Source organism: Arthrobacter sp. B0427-1-12 (assembly GCF_059092905.1).
This window is the reverse complement of sequence record NZ_JBNHIC010000001.1, coordinates 309,514-324,964: the sequence shown is the minus strand read 5'-3', so window position 1 is coordinate 324,964 and position 15,451 is coordinate 309,514. Positions and strand designations below refer to the sequence as shown.

General features: G+C 67.4%; 17 protein-coding genes. 7 read left to right on the top strand and 10 right to left on the bottom strand.

What is annotated here, in order from left to right; genetic code table 11:
* Window positions 1-46: 46 nt before the first annotated feature.
* The gene (locus AC5RWU_RS01675; protein ID WP_494029134.1) at window positions 47-1,006 is read right to left on the bottom strand and encodes an SRPBCC family protein; all 960 of its coding nucleotides are present in this window, start codon (window positions 1,004-1,006) and stop codon (window positions 47-49) included.
* A gap of 55 nt (window positions 1,007-1,061) precedes the next feature.
* Window positions 1,062-2,708: an ABC-F family ATP-binding cassette domain-containing protein gene (locus tag AC5RWU_RS01670; protein WP_494029133.1), complete on the bottom strand. Its 1,647-nt coding sequence runs from the start codon at window positions 2,706-2,708 to the stop codon at window positions 1,062-1,064.
* 227 nt (window positions 2,709-2,935) lie between these two features.
* Between AC5RWU_RS01670 and AC5RWU_RS01665 the strand changes: the two genes are divergently transcribed.
* A complete protein-coding gene (locus AC5RWU_RS01665; RefSeq protein ID WP_494029132.1) occupies window positions 2,936-3,373 on the top strand; it encodes a VOC family protein in 438 nt (145 codons plus the stop codon).
* Window positions 3,374-3,396: 23 nt separating this feature from the next.
* Here the strand turns inward: AC5RWU_RS01665 and AC5RWU_RS01660 are convergent, their stop codons facing one another.
* Window positions 3,397-3,753 (bottom strand): DUF952 domain-containing protein, encoded by a 357-nt coding sequence (locus AC5RWU_RS01660; RefSeq protein ID WP_494029131.1) that lies wholly within the window; start codon window positions 3,751-3,753, stop codon window positions 3,397-3,399.
* An 81-nt stretch (window positions 3,754-3,834) separates the two neighbouring features.
* On the opposite strand from AC5RWU_RS01660, the gene AC5RWU_RS01655 reads away from it, so the two are divergent.
* The 3 genes from AC5RWU_RS01655 (at window position 3,835) to AC5RWU_RS01645 (ending at window position 6,971) form a co-directional block, all read left to right on the top strand.
* Entirely contained in the window at window positions 3,835-4,788 is a 954-nt protein-coding gene (locus AC5RWU_RS01655) for a 1,4-dihydroxy-2-naphthoyl-CoA synthase (RefSeq protein WP_494029130.1), read from the top strand.
* Window positions 4,789-4,805: 17 nt separating this feature from the next.
* The gene (locus AC5RWU_RS01650; protein WP_494029129.1) at window positions 4,806-5,990 is read left to right on the top strand and encodes an AMP-binding protein; all 1,185 of its coding nucleotides are present in this window, start codon (window positions 4,806-4,808) and stop codon (window positions 5,988-5,990) included.
* Window positions 5,991-6,086: 96 nt separating this feature from the next.
* Window positions 6,087-6,971 (top strand): 1,4-dihydroxy-2-naphthoate polyprenyltransferase, encoded by an 885-nt coding sequence (locus tag AC5RWU_RS01645; RefSeq protein WP_494029128.1) that lies wholly within the window; start codon window positions 6,087-6,089, stop codon window positions 6,969-6,971.
* On the opposite strand, the gene AC5RWU_RS01640 is transcribed toward AC5RWU_RS01645, so the two are convergent.
* Complete coding sequence (locus tag AC5RWU_RS01640) at window positions 6,968-7,279, bottom strand: DUF4229 domain-containing protein (protein WP_494029127.1); 312 nt, start codon at window positions 7,277-7,279, stop codon at window positions 6,968-6,970. The two genes, AC5RWU_RS01645 and AC5RWU_RS01640, sit on opposite strands and share 4 nt — an antisense overlap.
* A gap of 89 nt (window positions 7,280-7,368) precedes the next feature.
* Here AC5RWU_RS01640 and AC5RWU_RS01635 point away from each other — a divergent pair, with 89 nt between their 5' ends.
* Window positions 7,369-7,764: a PLD nuclease N-terminal domain-containing protein gene (locus AC5RWU_RS01635; RefSeq protein ID WP_494029126.1), complete on the top strand. Its 396-nt coding sequence runs from the start codon at window positions 7,369-7,371 to the stop codon at window positions 7,762-7,764.
* Window positions 7,765-7,985: 221 nt separating this feature from the next.
* Here the strand turns inward: AC5RWU_RS01635 and AC5RWU_RS01630 are convergent, their stop codons facing one another.
* A complete protein-coding gene (locus AC5RWU_RS01630) occupies window positions 7,986-9,155 on the bottom strand; it encodes an MFS transporter (RefSeq protein ID WP_494036878.1) in 1,170 nt (389 codons plus the stop codon).
* A gap of 137 nt (window positions 9,156-9,292) precedes the next feature.
* Here AC5RWU_RS01630 and AC5RWU_RS01625 point away from each other — a divergent pair, with 137 nt between their 5' ends.
* Both AC5RWU_RS01625 and AC5RWU_RS01620 read left to right on the top strand, forming a co-directional pair.
* The gene (locus AC5RWU_RS01625; RefSeq protein ID WP_494029124.1) at window positions 9,293-10,087 is read left to right on the top strand and encodes an IclR family transcriptional regulator; all 795 of its coding nucleotides are present in this window, start codon (window positions 9,293-9,295) and stop codon (window positions 10,085-10,087) included.
* A gap of 41 nt (window positions 10,088-10,128) precedes the next feature.
* Window positions 10,129-10,299 carry a hypothetical protein gene (locus AC5RWU_RS01620; protein WP_494029123.1) on the top strand — a complete coding sequence of 57 codons (171 nt, stop codon included), beginning with the start codon at window positions 10,129-10,131 and terminating at the stop codon, window positions 10,297-10,299.
* A 96-nt stretch (window positions 10,300-10,395) separates the two neighbouring features.
* Here AC5RWU_RS01620 and ccsB read toward each other — a convergent pair whose 3' ends face one another.
* The 5 genes from ccsB to AC5RWU_RS01595 form a co-directional block, all read right to left on the bottom strand.
* Entirely contained in the window at window positions 10,396-11,490 is a 1,095-nt protein-coding gene (ccsB, locus tag AC5RWU_RS01615; protein ID WP_494029122.1) for a c-type cytochrome biogenesis protein CcsB, read from the bottom strand.
* Window positions 11,490-13,127, bottom strand: a complete 1,638-nt coding sequence (gene resB, locus AC5RWU_RS01610; protein ID WP_494029155.1) for a cytochrome c biogenesis protein ResB — start codon at window positions 13,125-13,127, stop codon at window positions 11,490-11,492. Before resB ends, ccsB begins: the two co-directional genes overlap by 1 nt.
* 101 nt (window positions 13,128-13,228) lie before the next feature.
* Window positions 13,229-14,023: a cytochrome c biogenesis CcdA family protein gene (locus AC5RWU_RS01605; protein WP_494029121.1), complete on the bottom strand. Its 795-nt coding sequence runs from the start codon at window positions 14,021-14,023 to the stop codon at window positions 13,229-13,231.
* Window positions 14,024-14,025: 2 nt separating this feature from the next.
* Entirely contained in the window at window positions 14,026-14,652 is a 627-nt protein-coding gene (locus tag AC5RWU_RS01600) for a TlpA family protein disulfide reductase (RefSeq protein WP_494029120.1), read from the bottom strand.
* Window positions 14,653-14,734: 82 nt separating this feature from the next.
* A complete protein-coding gene (locus AC5RWU_RS01595; protein WP_494029119.1) occupies window positions 14,735-15,397 on the bottom strand; it encodes a histidine phosphatase family protein in 663 nt (220 codons plus the stop codon).
* Window positions 15,398-15,451: the final 54 nt, after the last annotated feature.

Sequence of the window (15,451 nt, the reverse complement as noted above, 5' to 3'; positions counted from 1 at the left end):
AAAGAATGTCACCCGGTCCGCGGCGGGTCAACCCGGAGTGCGCGGATTACGCCAGCGACTCGGCCTTGGCTGCAATGTCCGCCAGGTCCTTGGCCAGCGCCTTGCGGGTGATGCTCAGGCCGATCTTCCCGAAGAGGCCCATCATGATCCTGCCGGCTGTCGTCGAATCGACGATCTGCGCGCCGAACGTCATGGTGAGCAGGGTGCCCGGACCGACGGGCGCCAGCGCGAAGACAGTGGTGTAGTCGGCGCCGCCCTGAAGGGCCTTGATTGTCGTGCTGCGCAGCGGGACAACCTCGGATACCCACATTTCCACCGTCTCGGCCTTGCCCATCATGGTGCGGGTTTGACGCCACCGGGTGCCGACCCCGTATGGCCCCTCCGTCAGCATTTCGATCCTGGTCACGCCGGACAGTGTTTCCTGGGAGCCGGGGATGTCGGTCACGACGGCCCAAACGGATTCCACCGGCGCATCGATCTTCCGGACCACCACCGTGCTGTGGCCCGGTTCGGTGCTACGGGCTGCGGGCAGCGGGCGGCCTTCGGCCTTGGCGGCCAATCGGGCCAGGTCCCCGCCGAGGGATCTGCGGACCTGGCGCATGCCGGCCGTTCCGAAGACCGCCACCACGGCCTTGCTGATGGGCGCACCCTTGACCACCTCGGCGGTGAAGGCCGCGGTGAGCAGGGTGCCGTCGGCGTTTTCCGCCAGCGTGAACTCCAAGGCAGTCTCCGCCCCGGCCATGATCGATGCGAAGGTGGTGCTCTTGAACGGGACAGCCTCGGCGACCCAAGCCTCCGTGGTCACCGGAAAGCCCAGGATGGTCCGCGTTTCGCGCCACCGGGTACCGGCTCCGTACGTGCCTTCCGTGAGCGGCTTGACCTCGGCGTCTCCGGCCAGCAGGTCCTCGTACCCGGCGATGTCCGTGAGGACCTTCCAGACCGACTCGGCCGGGGCGTTGATCTGTTTGGCCAAAACCGTGCTGCGGCGTACCGTCCTGTAACCCATAAGCTCCGTCTCCGTGTCTGAAGGCTGCGTGCCTGAAAAGGATTCCCTCCTCGAACTATAGGGCCGCTGGCTCGGCGGGCGACAGCCTGCCCTCAGCCACGGACAGCTCGCGCCCCTCCAGCGTCGAGAACCACTGCCGCAGCGCGCGGTCATGGCTGACCATCACCAGCGTTCCTTGGTACGCCGCGAACAGCTCTTCCAGCTCCCCGACCAGCAGCGGGGCCAGGTGGTTGGTGGGCTCGTCGAAGACCAGGACATCGTAGTTGCCGGTCAGCAGCCGGGCCAGCGCCAGCCGCCGGTACTGTCCCGCCGACAGCGAACCCACCGGCACCTGGAAGTCCGCGGCCCGGAACAGGCCCAGAGCGAGCAGCCGCTCGGCATGCCGTTCCAGGTCGCCGGCGGGACCCGCGTCGCCGAGTCCCGCAGCGAACGCGGGGAGCAGCCGCCGCGCGGGCCTGGCCGGAACGGGCAGCTCCTGCGGCAGGTACCCCAGGCGTCCCCGCCGGATGACGGTTCCGCGCTGGGGCTGGCGGATCCCGGTCAGCACGTCCAGCAGCGTCGTCTTTCCGGCGCCGTTCGGACCCGTGATCAGCAGCTTCTGCCCCGCCGCCACCTCCAAAGCCGGCAGTTCCAGCCTGCCCGGCACCACGACGTCGTACGCTGACAGCACCGTTCCCTGGAGCCGGCGCCCACCCAGCCGCGCACTCAGTGCCAGCGGCTCCGGCGGCCGGTCCACCGGATTCTCCTGGAGCCGGCACAGCCGCTCCTGGGCGTTCCGGACCCGGCTGGCAACGGCGTCCTGGAGCGTACCGCCCTTGTAGTCGAAGGCCATCTTGTCCCCGTCCCTGCGCCGCCCATAGCCCAGGTTCCGGGCCGTCGTCTCCGCCTTGGTCCGCTCGGCCGCCATTGCATCCTGCCACTGTTCATACTGTTGCACCCAGCGGCGCCGCTCCGCCGCCTTCTGGGCCAGGTAGCCGTCGTAGCCGTTGCCGTAGCGCTGCACCGTCCGCCGCTCCGCGTCGACCTCCAGCACCGTGGTGGCGACGCGGCGCAGGAAGGTCCGGTCATGGGACACCGCGACGGCGGCTCCCGGGTGCGCAGCCAGCCTGCGTTCCAGCCACTCGGCGCCATCGGCGTCAAGATGGTTGGTCGGCTCGTCGAGCAGCAGGATCGACGCCGGATCGGCCAGGACGCAGGCCAGGGCCAGCCGCTCCTGCTCGCCACCCGAGAGCGAGCCCAGGGTACGGCCGCGGTTGATCGCGCGCAGCCCCAGGTGGTCCATGGCGGCATCGACGCGGGCGTCCACCTCGTAGCCGCCGCGCAGCTGGAACTCGGTCAGCAGGCGGCCGTATTCGTCGAAGGCGGTTTCGTCGCCGGCCGCCATGGCCGCCTCCAGCTCGTGCAGCCGCGCCTCCATGTCCCGGAATCCGGCCAGGGCTGTATCGATCACGTCACCGACGGCCGCCTCCGGCGGCGCGTCCAGCACCTGGGCCAGGTGCGCCACGCGGCCGTGGACGGAGACAGTGCCCGAGTCCGGCTGCTCGGCACCGGCGATCAGTCGCAGCAGGGTGGACTTGCCGGCGCCGTTCTCCCCGATGATGGCGACGTGCTCTCCTCCGGAGACGACCAGATCGATGCCCTCCAGAAGCAGTCGGTCGCCATAGCCGTGGAACACGCCGGAAAGATGGATGTGGTTGGTCAAAGGAACCTCGCAGGGCGTTGTGGGGGCCGGCGGACCGTCCTGGAAGGGATACCAGGCCTGGAATGCACATCAGGATCCGGTCAACGCGGGCTTTGGACGCGAAAGCGGGTTACAACCTCATGGGTTCAAGGGTGGACGAGGGCACGGACCATGTCAACCGGCGGACGCGGACAGAAGCTGTCCTCGATTCGGTACCGGGCAACGCAACGCCGTCCTAGGCTCAAGCCATGGCTTACAACATCCAGATTTCCATTGACTGCGCCAATGCCCACGACCAGGCGGACTGGTGGGCCCAAACCCTCGGCTGGGTCGTCGAGCCGACGGACCAGGACTTCATTACCTCGATGGTGGAAAAGGGCTTCGCCTCGGAGGAGGACACCATCGTCCATAACGGCGAGCGCGTCTGGAAGGCCGGCGCGGCGATCTGCCCGGCGGAGGAGGTGGAGAGCAAATCCCGGCGCCGCATCCTGTTCCAGCCCGTACCGGAGCCGAAGACCGTCAAGGACCGCATCCACCTGGACGTCCGGCTGGACGGCGATGACAAGGACGAGGTCCGGTCTGCGCTCGAAGCACGCGGCGCAAAGTTCCTCTACGCGGGCCGCCTGGGCCCGGAAACCTGGTACACCATGGCCGATCCCGAAGGCAACGAATTCTGCATCAGCTGACGCGTCCCCCGCACCGGGCGGGGTCAGCGCTCGATCGTGAACCGGCCTTCGGCGTCAAAGCCGGCCGGCAGCGTGGACACCACGTACTGGGGCTTGATCGGCCCGTAGATGTGCGGGTACTGCTGGCCGTTGTCTGCCTCCTCGAACTTCACCTCGACGCCGTCGGCTTCGATCAGGTCTGTCTCCAGTTCCAGCAGAATGAGCGGCTCCGGATCGCCGCCGTAGACCCGCTCAGCAACCTCGGGCAGTTGCTCCGGGGTGGCGGCATGGATGAAGCCGATGGAGTCCAACGTGGCGCCCTTGGTGGACATGTTGTAGTTCCCGGTGGTTTCCAGCGCCGCTTCCCAGGTGCCGGCGTGGGCCAGATGAAGAATCCTCATGAGCCCACCGTACGGCCGCGCATGCGCCTGCGCCAGCGGTGCCGGGCCACTGCCCGCGCCACCCCGCGTAAACTCGGTCAGGTGAGCAACGAACTTCCAGCACAGGTTTCCGATATCTTCGACCCCATGCAATGGCGGGCGGTTTCCGGTTTCGACGACTTCCAGGACATGACGTACCACCGCCAGGTCGAGCGGGACGCCGCCGGCGCCGTAGTCCGGGACCTGCCCACCGTCCGCATCGCCTTCAACCGCCCGGAGGTCCGCAATGCTTTCCGGCCCGGCACCGTCGATGAGCTCTACCGCGCCCTGGACCACGCCCGCATGACGCCCGATGTGGCGACCGTGCTGCTCACCGGCAACGGCCCCTCCCCCAAGGACGGCGGCCATTCCTTCTGCTCGGGCGGCGACCAGCGGATCCGCGGCCGCGAAGGCTACCGCTACGCCTCCGGCGAGACCCAGGAAACCATTGATCCCGCCCGCGCCGGCAGACTGCACATCCTAGAGGTCCAGCGGCTGATGCGGACCATGCCCAAGGTGGTCATCGCCGTCGTCAACGGCTGGGCGGCCGGCGGCGGGCACAGCCTGCACGTGGTGGCGGACCTGACCATCGCCTCCCGCCAGCACGGCAGGTTCAAGCAGACCGACGCCACGGTGGGAAGCTTCGACGCCGGCTACGGCTCGGCGCTGCTGGCCCGCCAGATCGGCCAGAAGTCTGCCCGCGAGATTTTCTTCCTGGCCCGCGAATACTCGGCCGAGGACATGGTCCGCATGGGTGCGGTCAACGAGGCCGTGGACCACGCGGACCTGGAGAAGACGGCCCTGGAGTACGCCGCGGACATCGCCCGCCAGTCCCCGCAGGCCATCCGCATGCTCAAGTTCGCCTTCAATCTGGCTGACGACGGCCTGGCCGGCCAGCAGGTCTTCGCCGGTGAAGCCACCCGCCTGGCCTACATGACGGACGAGGCGGTGGAGGGCAAGGAGGCGTTCCTGCAGAAGCGGGACCCGGACTGGTCCTCCTTCCCGTACTACTTCTAGCCGCCGGAGGGATTCCTGTGGACCTGCTGCCGGTACACACTCCGGAGGGCTTCGCACCGAACCGGCTGCTCCAACCCCTCGCCAACGCACTGGCCGGCGAGGGCCCAGCGGTCATGCCCTACGCGGACCCGGCCCTGGATGTTGCTGCCCTCAGGGGGCTCGCCGCCGCCGAACCGGCCGAAGGCATCGCAGCGGTCATCAGCACCTCCGGTTCCACCGGACTGCCCAAGCAGACCATGCTCTCCGCCGGTGCCCTGGCTGCCTCCGCGGAGGGGACCACGGCGGCGCTGCGCGGCGAGGGCCAGTGGCTGCTGGCCCTGCCCGTGCACTATGTGGCCGGGCTGCAGGTGCTGGCCCGCTCGCTGTTCGCCGGCACCCGGCCGGTGGCGATGGACCCGGCGCAGCGCTTCACCGCGGAAGCCTTCACCGCCGCCGCCGCCCAACTGACCGATCCGTTCCGCATCACTTCCCTGGTGCCGACGCAGCTGCACCGGCTGCTGGCCAATCCCGCGCCGGAAACCATCAAGGTGCTGCGGCGCTTCGACGCCATCCTGGTCGGCGGCGCCCGCACCAGCGACCGGCTGCGCGAGGAGTCCCGCAAGTACGGCCTGAAGGTGGTGCGCACTTACGGGATGAGCGAAACCTGCGGCGGCTGCGTATACGACGGCGTTCCGCTGCCGGGCGCCCAGGTGCGGCTGGAGGACGGCCGGGTCTGGATCGGCGGCAAGGTGCTCGCCTCCGGTTATCTTGGCCGGCCGGACCTGACGGCGGAGCACTTCCCGGAACGGGAGAGCCGCCGCTGGTACCGCACCGGCGATGTGGGTGCAATGGACGACGCCGGCACCCTCACCGTCCTGGGCCGCGCGGACGATGTGATCAATACCGGCGGCGTGAAGATCTCAGCGAACCTCGTCGCCCAGGCGATCGAGGCGGTCCCGGGGGTCGAGGCGGCGGTGGTTGCCGGCGTCGAGCATCCGGAGTGGGGCACCCAGGTGGCGGCCGCCGTCGTCGGACCGGCCGATGCCGGGGCGATCCGCCGCACGGTGCGGGAGCGGCTGGGAGCCGCCGCGGTGCCGAAGATCGTGCTGCCGCTGGCCGAACTGCCGGCCCTGCCCACGGGCAAGCCGGACCGGCTGCGCATCCAGGCGCTGCTGGCCGGGCGGGCCGAGCGGGACCAGCACAGCGAAGGGCATGCCGTCTAGCCGCGTGCGTTTCGCGGACGGGCAGGCGCATGCGGAAGAATGGATAGCTGCCGTCATCCGGCGGAAAGAATCCGACGACAAGATAGGACTGAACCTGTGGCCACAGCCGCTCAATGGTTAGAAGGCGCTCGCCCCCGGACCCTGCCGATGGCGGTTGCGCCGGTAATCGTCGGCAGCGCGGCGGCATTCGAACTGGGCGGCTTCAAGGTCCTTAACGCGGTGCTGGCAGCACTGGTGGCCATCTTCCTGCAGGTCGGCGTCAACTACGCCAATGACTACTCAGACGGCATCCGCGGCACCGACGACGCCCGGGTGGGCCCGCTGCGGCTGACCGGTTCCGGCGCGGCATCCCCCCGGCAGGTGAAGTACGCGGCGTTCGCGTCCTTCCTGCTGGCCATGGTGGCGGGGCTGGTCCTGGTCATCCTGACCCAGACCTGGTTCCTGCTGCTGGTCGGCGTTGGCTGCGTCATCGCAGCCTGGGGCTACACCGGCGGCAGGAACCCGTACGGCTACCTGGGCCTGGGCGACCTGTTCGTCTTTGTATTCTTCGGCCTCGTCGCGACACTGGGCACCACGTACACGCAGGCCTTTGCGCTGAGCTGGCCCGCGGTGCTGGGGGCGGTGAGCACCGGAGTCATCGCCATGGCCCTGCTGATGGCCAACAATGTCCGCGATATCCCCACGGACCGGGAGGCCGGCAAGCGCACCCTCGCCGTCCGGCTGGGCGACGAGCTGGCGCGCGTCAGCTACGTCATGATGCTGGCGGTGGCCCTGCTGCTGCCGCTGGTGCTGGTCAACGGTTATCCGTGGGTGCTGCTGGTGCTGGTGCTGGTGCCGATGTGCCTGATGCCGTCCTGGACCATGCTCAAGGGCAGGAGGCGTGAAAGCCTGATCCCGGTGCTGAAGCAGACCGGCATGCTCAACCTGGCATTCAGCGTGGTCTACGGGCTGGCACTGGTGCTGACCCGCGTCCTGGCCTAGTGGGCCTGGCGGCGCTTCCGGTCCGCGTCAACCGCCACGTCCGGGTGGTTGTCCACCAAGGTGTCCTCCGCGGCGGCGTCTTCCACTTCCGTGGCGGTCCGGATCGGCTTGATCCGGCCGGGGAACCGGTTCTGCATGGCAGCCGAAGCCTCATCGCGCCACCTGCGCAGGAGCAGGTAGCTCAGGCACCAGGAGATAATGACGGCGAAGATGCCGGAGAACACCAGGCCGAGGCCCAGGTACAGGCAGATGACAAAAACAACGGCCAGCAAGCCAAGCCGTGCCAAGGTGTAACGAAAGAAAGCCACCGCTCAAGTTTACCCGCGCTTCCTGGCAGCCGCCTCCAAGGAAGTTGCAGCAGGGGTATGCCCATGGCCATCTCGACTACAATTGATGCATGTCCCGCGTGTACCTTTTTCTGGCAGTAGTGGCAGTAGCGGTCATCATTTACGCGCTGATCGACTGCATCCGCACAGGCCGCCACGAGGTGCGCAGCATTTCCAAACCGTCCTGGATCCTGGCCATCGTGCTGCTGCCGATCATCGGCGCCACCCTCTGGTTCTTCTTCGGCCGCCCCAGCTACGGCCCGCCGTCCGCGGGACCGCAGCGCCAGGCGCCCAAGCACCCGACTGCTCCAGACGATGACCCCGAATTCCTGCGCAATCTCGAGACCCGCCGGCGGCAGCAGGCCAAAGAGACCGAACTGAAGAAGCGTGAAGCCGAACTCAAGGCCCGCGAAGCGCAGCAGAAGGAGCAGCGCAAGGACAAGGACGGGCAGAAAAAGGACGGCTAGCGGGAAGAACAGCCCCAGCCGGAGGAACAGCCCAAGAACCCGGACGCGCGCAGGCCCGGCCCGGCGGCTCGTTTTCAGTACCCGTTGTCCGCGTACAGCCAGTCGGTGTAGTGCGTATCCGCGCCGTTTCGGTTCAGCCGACGGCGGTGGCCAGTCCGCCGATTCCGCCGCCGACAACAAGGGCATCCCGGATGCTGGTTTCTTCAGGCATGCTTCTTCCCCTATTTGGGGACATGGTGTTTTGTCGCGCGGCTGACCCAAGTCAGCATCACTGCTGCCACGGCGGCGCCTCCGGCGAATGCCAGGAAGTTCGAATTGACTCCCAGCCCTGCAGCAAGCAGCAGGCCGCCGGCCTGGGGGGCTGCCACGGCGCCGATGCGGCCGACGCCGAGACCCCAGCCCAGCGCGGTGCCGCGCAGGTAGGACGGATAGTGGTTGGCAATGGCGGCGATGATGAGGATCTGGGTTCCGTGGGTTCCGACGCCGGCCAGCACCAGCATCAGGTAGACCACCGCCACCGGGGGGCCGGTGATGATGACGGCCAGCGCGGCCGCAGCCACCGCTGCGGCAGTGATTCCCGTGCGGGCCGGGCCGAAACGGTCCCCCGCCCAGGCGGTGATCACGGAACCGGCGATGGCCCCTAGATTCAGCGCCAGGGCGAAAGTCAGAGCCGAGCCTAGGTTGTAGCCCGCCAGCTCCATGAGGTTGGGCAACCAGGTTCCCAGCCCGTACCAGGCGAATAGCGTGGCGATCGTGGCCAGCGCGAACAGGATCGTCGGGGTCCGGTAAGGGGCCCGCAGCAGTGTGCCGAAGCCGCCCTTGTCTGCCTGCCGGTGGCTACTGACCAGGGTTTCGGGCAGGTACTTCAGTCCAAGCGGAACGAGGATGATCAGAGCCAAAATGGCCACCAGGAACATCGCCTGCCAGCCGAACGCAGGAATCACCGGAATACCGACCAGCGCCGCAATGCTCCCACCGAGCGGGACGCCGGACATCAGCAGCGTGGCCACGGTGGCGCGCCACCGGGCCGGCACCAGCTCGGCGGCCATGGCATTGGCCGAGGGAACGAGTCCCCCCAGGCCAATGCCGGCCAGCAGGCGGAGGCCGCCGAAGACAAACGCGTTCGGCGCGAAAGCCAGCAACACGGTAAAGACGGAAAAGACGATGGTGCAGGCAAGAATCGTCCGGCGCCGCCCCCAATGGTCCGCCATGCGGCCGGCGAAGAGGGCGCCGATCATCATTCCAAGGAAAGCCAGCGATCCGATGGTCCCCGCCGTCGCCTTGTCGAGTCCCCAGTCCGTGGTATTGATGAGGGTGGACTGGACGGTCCCGTAGACAATCAGGTCGTAACCGTCGAAGACGACGAGCAGCCAGCAAACGATCACGGCCATAAGGGAAGCCCGATTGAACTTCGCCGGCGCGGCGGATCCATCCGGACCGGGAGCGCGAGAGTCACCATCGACTTTGTCAACGTGGGCCATTCCACAAGGATGTCGGTGCGACCCAGCTCGCTCAATATAATTCTGGCATGCGGAAAATCGAGTTGCACAAGAAGCCTCCCTATCCCCTCGCTTCGGTGGACAACGCCCTCCACCTGCTGCAGCTGCTGCGGGATACGGGAAGCCTGCGGTTGAAGGATGCCGCGGTAGAACTGGCGGTGGCGCCATCCACCGCCCATCGGCTGCTGGCCATGCTCATCTACCGCGGCTTCGCCATCCAGGATGAGAATCACCGTTACCTGCCCGGTCCGGCCATAGGCGAAGGCCCTGCCGGCATGGGCAGTACACGGCAGCTGAAGGAGCTGGCGCAGCCCCATCTGGAGCTGCTGGCCAGCCGTATGGGCGAGACCGTCAATCTGATGATCCGCGTGGGAACGAAGGTGCGCTTCCTGACGTCCGTGGAGGGCTCGGGAATCCTTCGCGTCGGCGATCGGCAGGGGGCCGTCCTGCCGGCACACCGGACGTCCGGAGGCAAGGCAATGCTGGCGGAGCTGGATGCCGCAACCCTCGACAAGCTCTTCCGGAGCGAGCTGAACATGGCCCATGACCGGATCCCGGACAGCGACTATCCGGCATTCCTCAGCGAACTGGACCTCATCCGCACCAACGGCTTCGCGGCGAACTTTGAGGGAACGGAGGAAGGTGTCAGCGCCATCGGAGTGGCCGTCCACGATCCGCGCGGTCTGGCCATAGCGGCGCTGTCGGTAGCCACGCCGACCACCCGCTTCGCCGGCCTGGTGAGCAGCGGCTTGGCCCGGGCGGCGCTGAAGGCTGTGCACGAATTCGAGGTCGATATCGCAGCCCACCCTTTCGAAGGGATCTGACCCCCGCCCGCGGGCTGTTCCACAGAACAGAATGAATGTGTGTGGCACTGGTCTCCGGCGAGCGGCAGCCGGAACTCGGCGATCTGGACGCTACGGCCCCGGACCTCATCTCCGGCACCCTGGCGGATATCACCGCCTGGGCCTGCGGACGCGGCACCTTCGGCGTCACCTCCAGCAAGCAGGAAAAGCCGGTGGCACCGCGCTGGATCTGACGGATCAGGACGCGAACCAAGAGCGCCGCCCGTCCCTTCCGGGACGGGCGGCGCTTTTGTGTCCGCGGTCAGGAGGTCTCAACGCAGGCCGGGGCCTTACTGAATCCCGGAGTAGCTGTGGAGGCCGGAGAAGAAGACGTTGACAATGCTGAAGTTGAACACGATGCACAGGTACCCGACGATGGACAGCCAGGCAGCGCGGGTTCCTGTCCAGCCGCGGGTGGCGCGCGCGTGCAGGTAGCCGGCGTAGACCACCCAGATGACGAAGGTCCAGACTTCCTTGGTGTCCCAGCCCCAGTACCGGCCCCAGGCCGCCTCGGCCCAGATGGCTCCGGCCATCAGGGTGAAGGTCCAGAGCACGAACGCCACTGCGTTGATGCGATAGGAGAAGTTCTCCAGGCTGAGGGACGAAGGCACCCGGGCCAGGAACGCGCCCCCGAAGCTGCGGCCGGCGGCCACTGCGGCCTCCCGGCGGGCCTGCACCAACTGCAGCACCGAGGTGGCGAAGGTCAGCGTGAAGAGGGCGGAGGCCAGGACGGCGACGGAGACGTGGATGACCAGCCAGTAGCTCTGGAGCGCGGGCACCAGGTGCGCCACCGGCGTCGGGAAGCCGACGGTTGCCGCGCCCAGCATGACGATGACCAGACCCAGCACAAAGCTGCCCATGAACCGCAGGTCGCGCCGGATCAGCGCCAGCAGGTAGACACCGACCACCACCATCGCACCGGTGGTGCAGAATTCGTACATGTTGCCCCACGGCACCCGGGCCGCGGCAATGCCGCGGCTGACGACGGCCGCAGCGTGGATGAGGAAACCCAGGACGGTGAGGGCGACGGCTACGCGGGCGAACACCCGGCGTTCCGTGGTGTACTTCATGTCCTCGCCGGGAACGATGCCGGCCCCCGCACCGGAGCGGCCCGTGCTGGCTACGCGGTCCTTCGGGCCCGCCAGTCCCTCGTGGGACACCGTCGCTGTGCCGGCTGCCGCGCGGGCCGCCTGGCCGGCCCCCGCCATCGCCGGCGCCTTGGTCTCCGCGCCCGCATGGCCTGCGGCTTTGGCGTCCACGGCGGCGAAGGTCCTGCCGGTCCTGGCCATGTCCCAGAGGAACGCCAGGAAGGCCACCACGTACGTGGACACTGCCATGATGGTGAACAGCTGGCTGTACTCGCCCAGCGTTTCATTGATGGTCATTACAGATCCTTCTCTGCGTTTTTGGGGATGTCGGCTGGTTCCGCCAGCCATGCCCGTTCCAGGTGCGTGCGGATGGCCTCTGCTTCGCCGGCCAGGCGGTAATCCTCACCGCGGGCCAGCAGGCCGTATTCAACCATCGTGCGGCCGTCCTCATGGACACCCGCCCGGACCCAGACACGCCGGCGTGCAATGAACAGCGAGCCTATCAACCCCAGCAGCGCCAGCGAGGAGAAGACCAGCGCTCCCATCTCCCCCGGATCATAGGCGATGTCCAGGGCGGCGTAGCGCTTGAGTCCGTCAAAGCTGATGGAGCCCTGGCCGTCCGGCAGCTCATACGTCTGGTAGGCGCCCAGCACGATGCCGCCGGCGTCCTGGCTGCGGCTGTTGATCTCGGTCAGGTTGGTGGTGTCCAGGGTGTAGACGTTCCGCGGTTCTCCGTCGTCCAGCCCCAGGTCCCCGGTGTAGGCGTTGAGGTTCAGCTGCGGGTTGAACGGATCCGGGTCGCTGCCGAAGGCAACGCCGGCTTCATCCACGACGGCGGTGGGCAGGAAGAACCCGACGAATCCGAGCTGGTTGGGCTTCGCGTCCGGAGCCTTGATGACCAGCAGCGAAGTGTACGCACCATCGGTGGGAACGGAAACCACCGGCCCTTGATAGGCGATGTTGCCCTCGCCGTCGCGGACTGTGACCATGGGCGCGTAGCCGTTGCCCACCAGATACACATTGGTGCCGCCAATGCTCAGCGGATGGTTCACCTTGAGCTGCTGGGTGGCCGGTTCGGCGTCCGGGGCATCCTTGGTGGTCAGGGTGGCGGTAAAGTCCAGCGGTTGGCCGTAGTGCGTCTTCGATTCGCGGTCGAAGACCACCTCAAACTTATCCAGAGTCATGGAATACGGGGACAGCCAGTCCTCGGAGAAGTTCGTCCCCGGGCTGAAGGAGTCATAGCCGACCAGCGTATTAACGAAGGTCTCCCCTTCCACGATGATCTTCTGTCCCCTGTAGCCGAACATGCCGCCGATGGCCACGGACACCAGCACGCCGATCAGCGCAGTATGGAACAGCAGGTTGCCGATCTCCTTGGCGAAGCCCCGCTCGGCGCCCACGGACGGGCGGTCGCCATCGGCATCCCGCACCTGGACGCGGTAGCCGCGGCGCTTGAGCATGCGCGCTGCGTCCTCCACGGCGCGGGCCGCGGTCAGGCCGGACGACGCCGCCACCTCCGCCGGAATGACCAAGGTCCCGTATTCGGGCAGCCGGGACAGCCGGCGCGGGGTCCGCGGCGGCTGGGCGCGCATCGCCTTGGCATGCTGGCGGGCGCGCGGAATGATGCAGCCGACCAGCGAAACGAACAGCAGGATGTAGATGGCGGAGAACCAGACGGAGGAATACACGTCGAAGAACTGCAGCTTGTCCAGCCACGGCCCCGTCGTCGGATTGTCGTCGATGTACTGCGTCACGGTGGACGGATTGGCCGGCCGCTGCGGGAACAGCGAGCCGGGCACGGCGGCTACGGCCAGCAGCAGCAGCAGGAAGAGCGCGGTGCGCATACTGGTCAGCTGGGTCCAGGCCCAGCGCAGCATGCCGACGACGCCCAGCGCCGGCAGCGCCACATCGTCGTCCTGCCGGCGCTTCTTCATGCCCTTCTTCGTGGTCCGGTCTTGATCCGTGCTCAGGTCAGTCACGTTGTCCTTGGTCACGCTTTCTTCGGTTGCGCTTTGGTCGGTCAAGCGGTCGCGCATCAGATGGGGAGCCTTACTTCATTGGCGAACCAGAACTGCAGCTCGTTGACCCAGGTGCCCCACAACCCGGAGACCATCAGCAGGCCCAGCACGATCAGCAGGCCGCCGCCGAACCGCTGGATCGCCAGCCGGTGCTTCCGGAAAAAGGCCATGGCCCCCATCCCGCGGCGGAAGCCCAGGGCAATCAGCAGGAACGGAATGCCCAGCCCCAGGCAGTACACGAAGGCCAGCGCCGCACCTTTGACGGCATCCGTGCCGCCGGAGAACGCCAGTGTCTGGACCGCGGCATAGGTGGGGCCGATGCACGGCGCCCAGCCAAGGCCGAAGGTGATGCCGAGCACCGGCGCCCCCCACAGTCCCGCCGGCGGCTTGGCATGGACCTTGCGGTCCGCCTGGAACCAGGACAGGCCGCCCATGAAAACGAATCCCAGCAGGATGACGACGGCGCCGAGCAGCTGCGTCACCCAGGCCTGCTCTGAGCCCTGCAGCCAGGCGCCGAGCTGTCCGAAGACTGCCCCGATCGCCACGAAGACGGCGGAGAATCCAAGGACGAAGAGCCCGATGCCCGCGAACATGCGCCCGCGCCGCTGCTTCTCCAGGTCGACGCCGGTCAGTCCGGTCACGTAGCCCAGGTACCCGGGCACCAGCGGCAGCACGCACGGGGACAGGAAGGACACCAGCCCGGCCAGCAGGGCCACCGGCACAGCCAGCAGCATGGAGCCGTTCAGCACGGTCTCCGCGAAGGGATTGCTGGCGGCGGGAACCAGCAGGGCAGTAAGCCTGGGGGACGTCATGGCTAGGCGGCCAGGACGTCGGAGATGAGTGCCCTGAGCGTGCCCTTGTCCGCCAGGCCCAGGATGCGGGAGGAAACGCGCCCTTCCCGGTCAAGCACCAGCGTGGTCGGCACCGCCTGCGGCGGGACGTACTGGGTCATGGCCAGCAGTACGCCGCCGTCCTTGTCCTTGATGCTCGGGTAACTGATGTTGAAGTTGCGGTCGAACGCCGCGGCCGTGGCCTCTTCGTCGCGGATGTTGACACCGTAGAACTGCGCGCCCTGCGGCCCGAATTCCTGCCAGAGCGCTTCAAGGTCGGGAGCCTCCACCCGGCACGGGGCGCAGGCGGCGTACCAGAAATTCAGGACCGTGACCTGGCCGGCGAAGTCCTTCGAATCCACGGTGGTCCCGTCGAACAGCTGGGCCGTCAGCTGCACGGGTTCGCCGCGCTGCTCCGGTGCATACTCGGTAACGGAGCCGTCGCCCGCGATGTAGTTCTTGTTGTCCCCGGCCCGGGCCTGCTGGGCCAGGGGATCTTCGGCCGTGCAGGCGGCCAGCGGGAGGGCAAGGACCACGCCCGCGCCAAGCTTCAGGAAGGACCGGCGTTCCAGCGACGCGCGCGATGCAGCGTTTGATACAGACTTCTTCACAGCTTCTTTCAGAGGTTTTCCGCTGGCAGTGCAGCAGGGCCCGGTGGAGCGGATGCCACTTCTACAACGTGTAGTACTTCCATTATGCTCCCGGAATATTCGCGGCGCCCGGGAGCAGGTCCGCACAGGGCTCGGCGTAGCGCACCCCGGCCAGCCTGTCGCCGTCGAACTCCAGGGAAGTCACCGAGGTCAGCGTGCACTCCCGGCGCCGCGGATCGTGCCACAGCCTTTTGTTTTCCGCCGCCAGGCGGGTGACCCAGATGGGCAGCTGATGGCTGACCAAAATGGCTTCAGCGCCCTCGCCCCCGGCCTCAAGGGCGTGCTGCCGGGCGTCCTGCACAGCTTCCATGACGCGCGCGACCTGCAGCCGGTACGGCTCGCCCCAGGACGGGCGCATCGGATTGACCAGGTACGGCCAGTGCCGGGGATTGCGCAGCTGGGAGCTAATCCTGGACAGCCCTTCGAAACGGTTGGCGGCCTCGATGATCCGGGGATCGGTGACGATCGGCAGGCCCAGGGCCTTCGACGTCGGCTCTGCGGTTTCCTGTGCCCGTGTCAGCGGTGAGGCCACCAGGTAAACGATCCTGGCGCCGTCGTTCACACGCTGTTCAAAGTACACAGCTAGCCTCTGGGCCATCTGCCTGCCCAGTTCCGAGAGGTGGAACTCCGGCAGGCGTCCGTAAAGGACGCGGTCGGGGTTGAAGACCTCACCGTGGCGCAGCAGGTGGACAGTGGCTCGGGACATGTCAATAAGTTTCTCAAATTTGGACCTGTTGACTAAATCGGGGCTGCTGGCGAA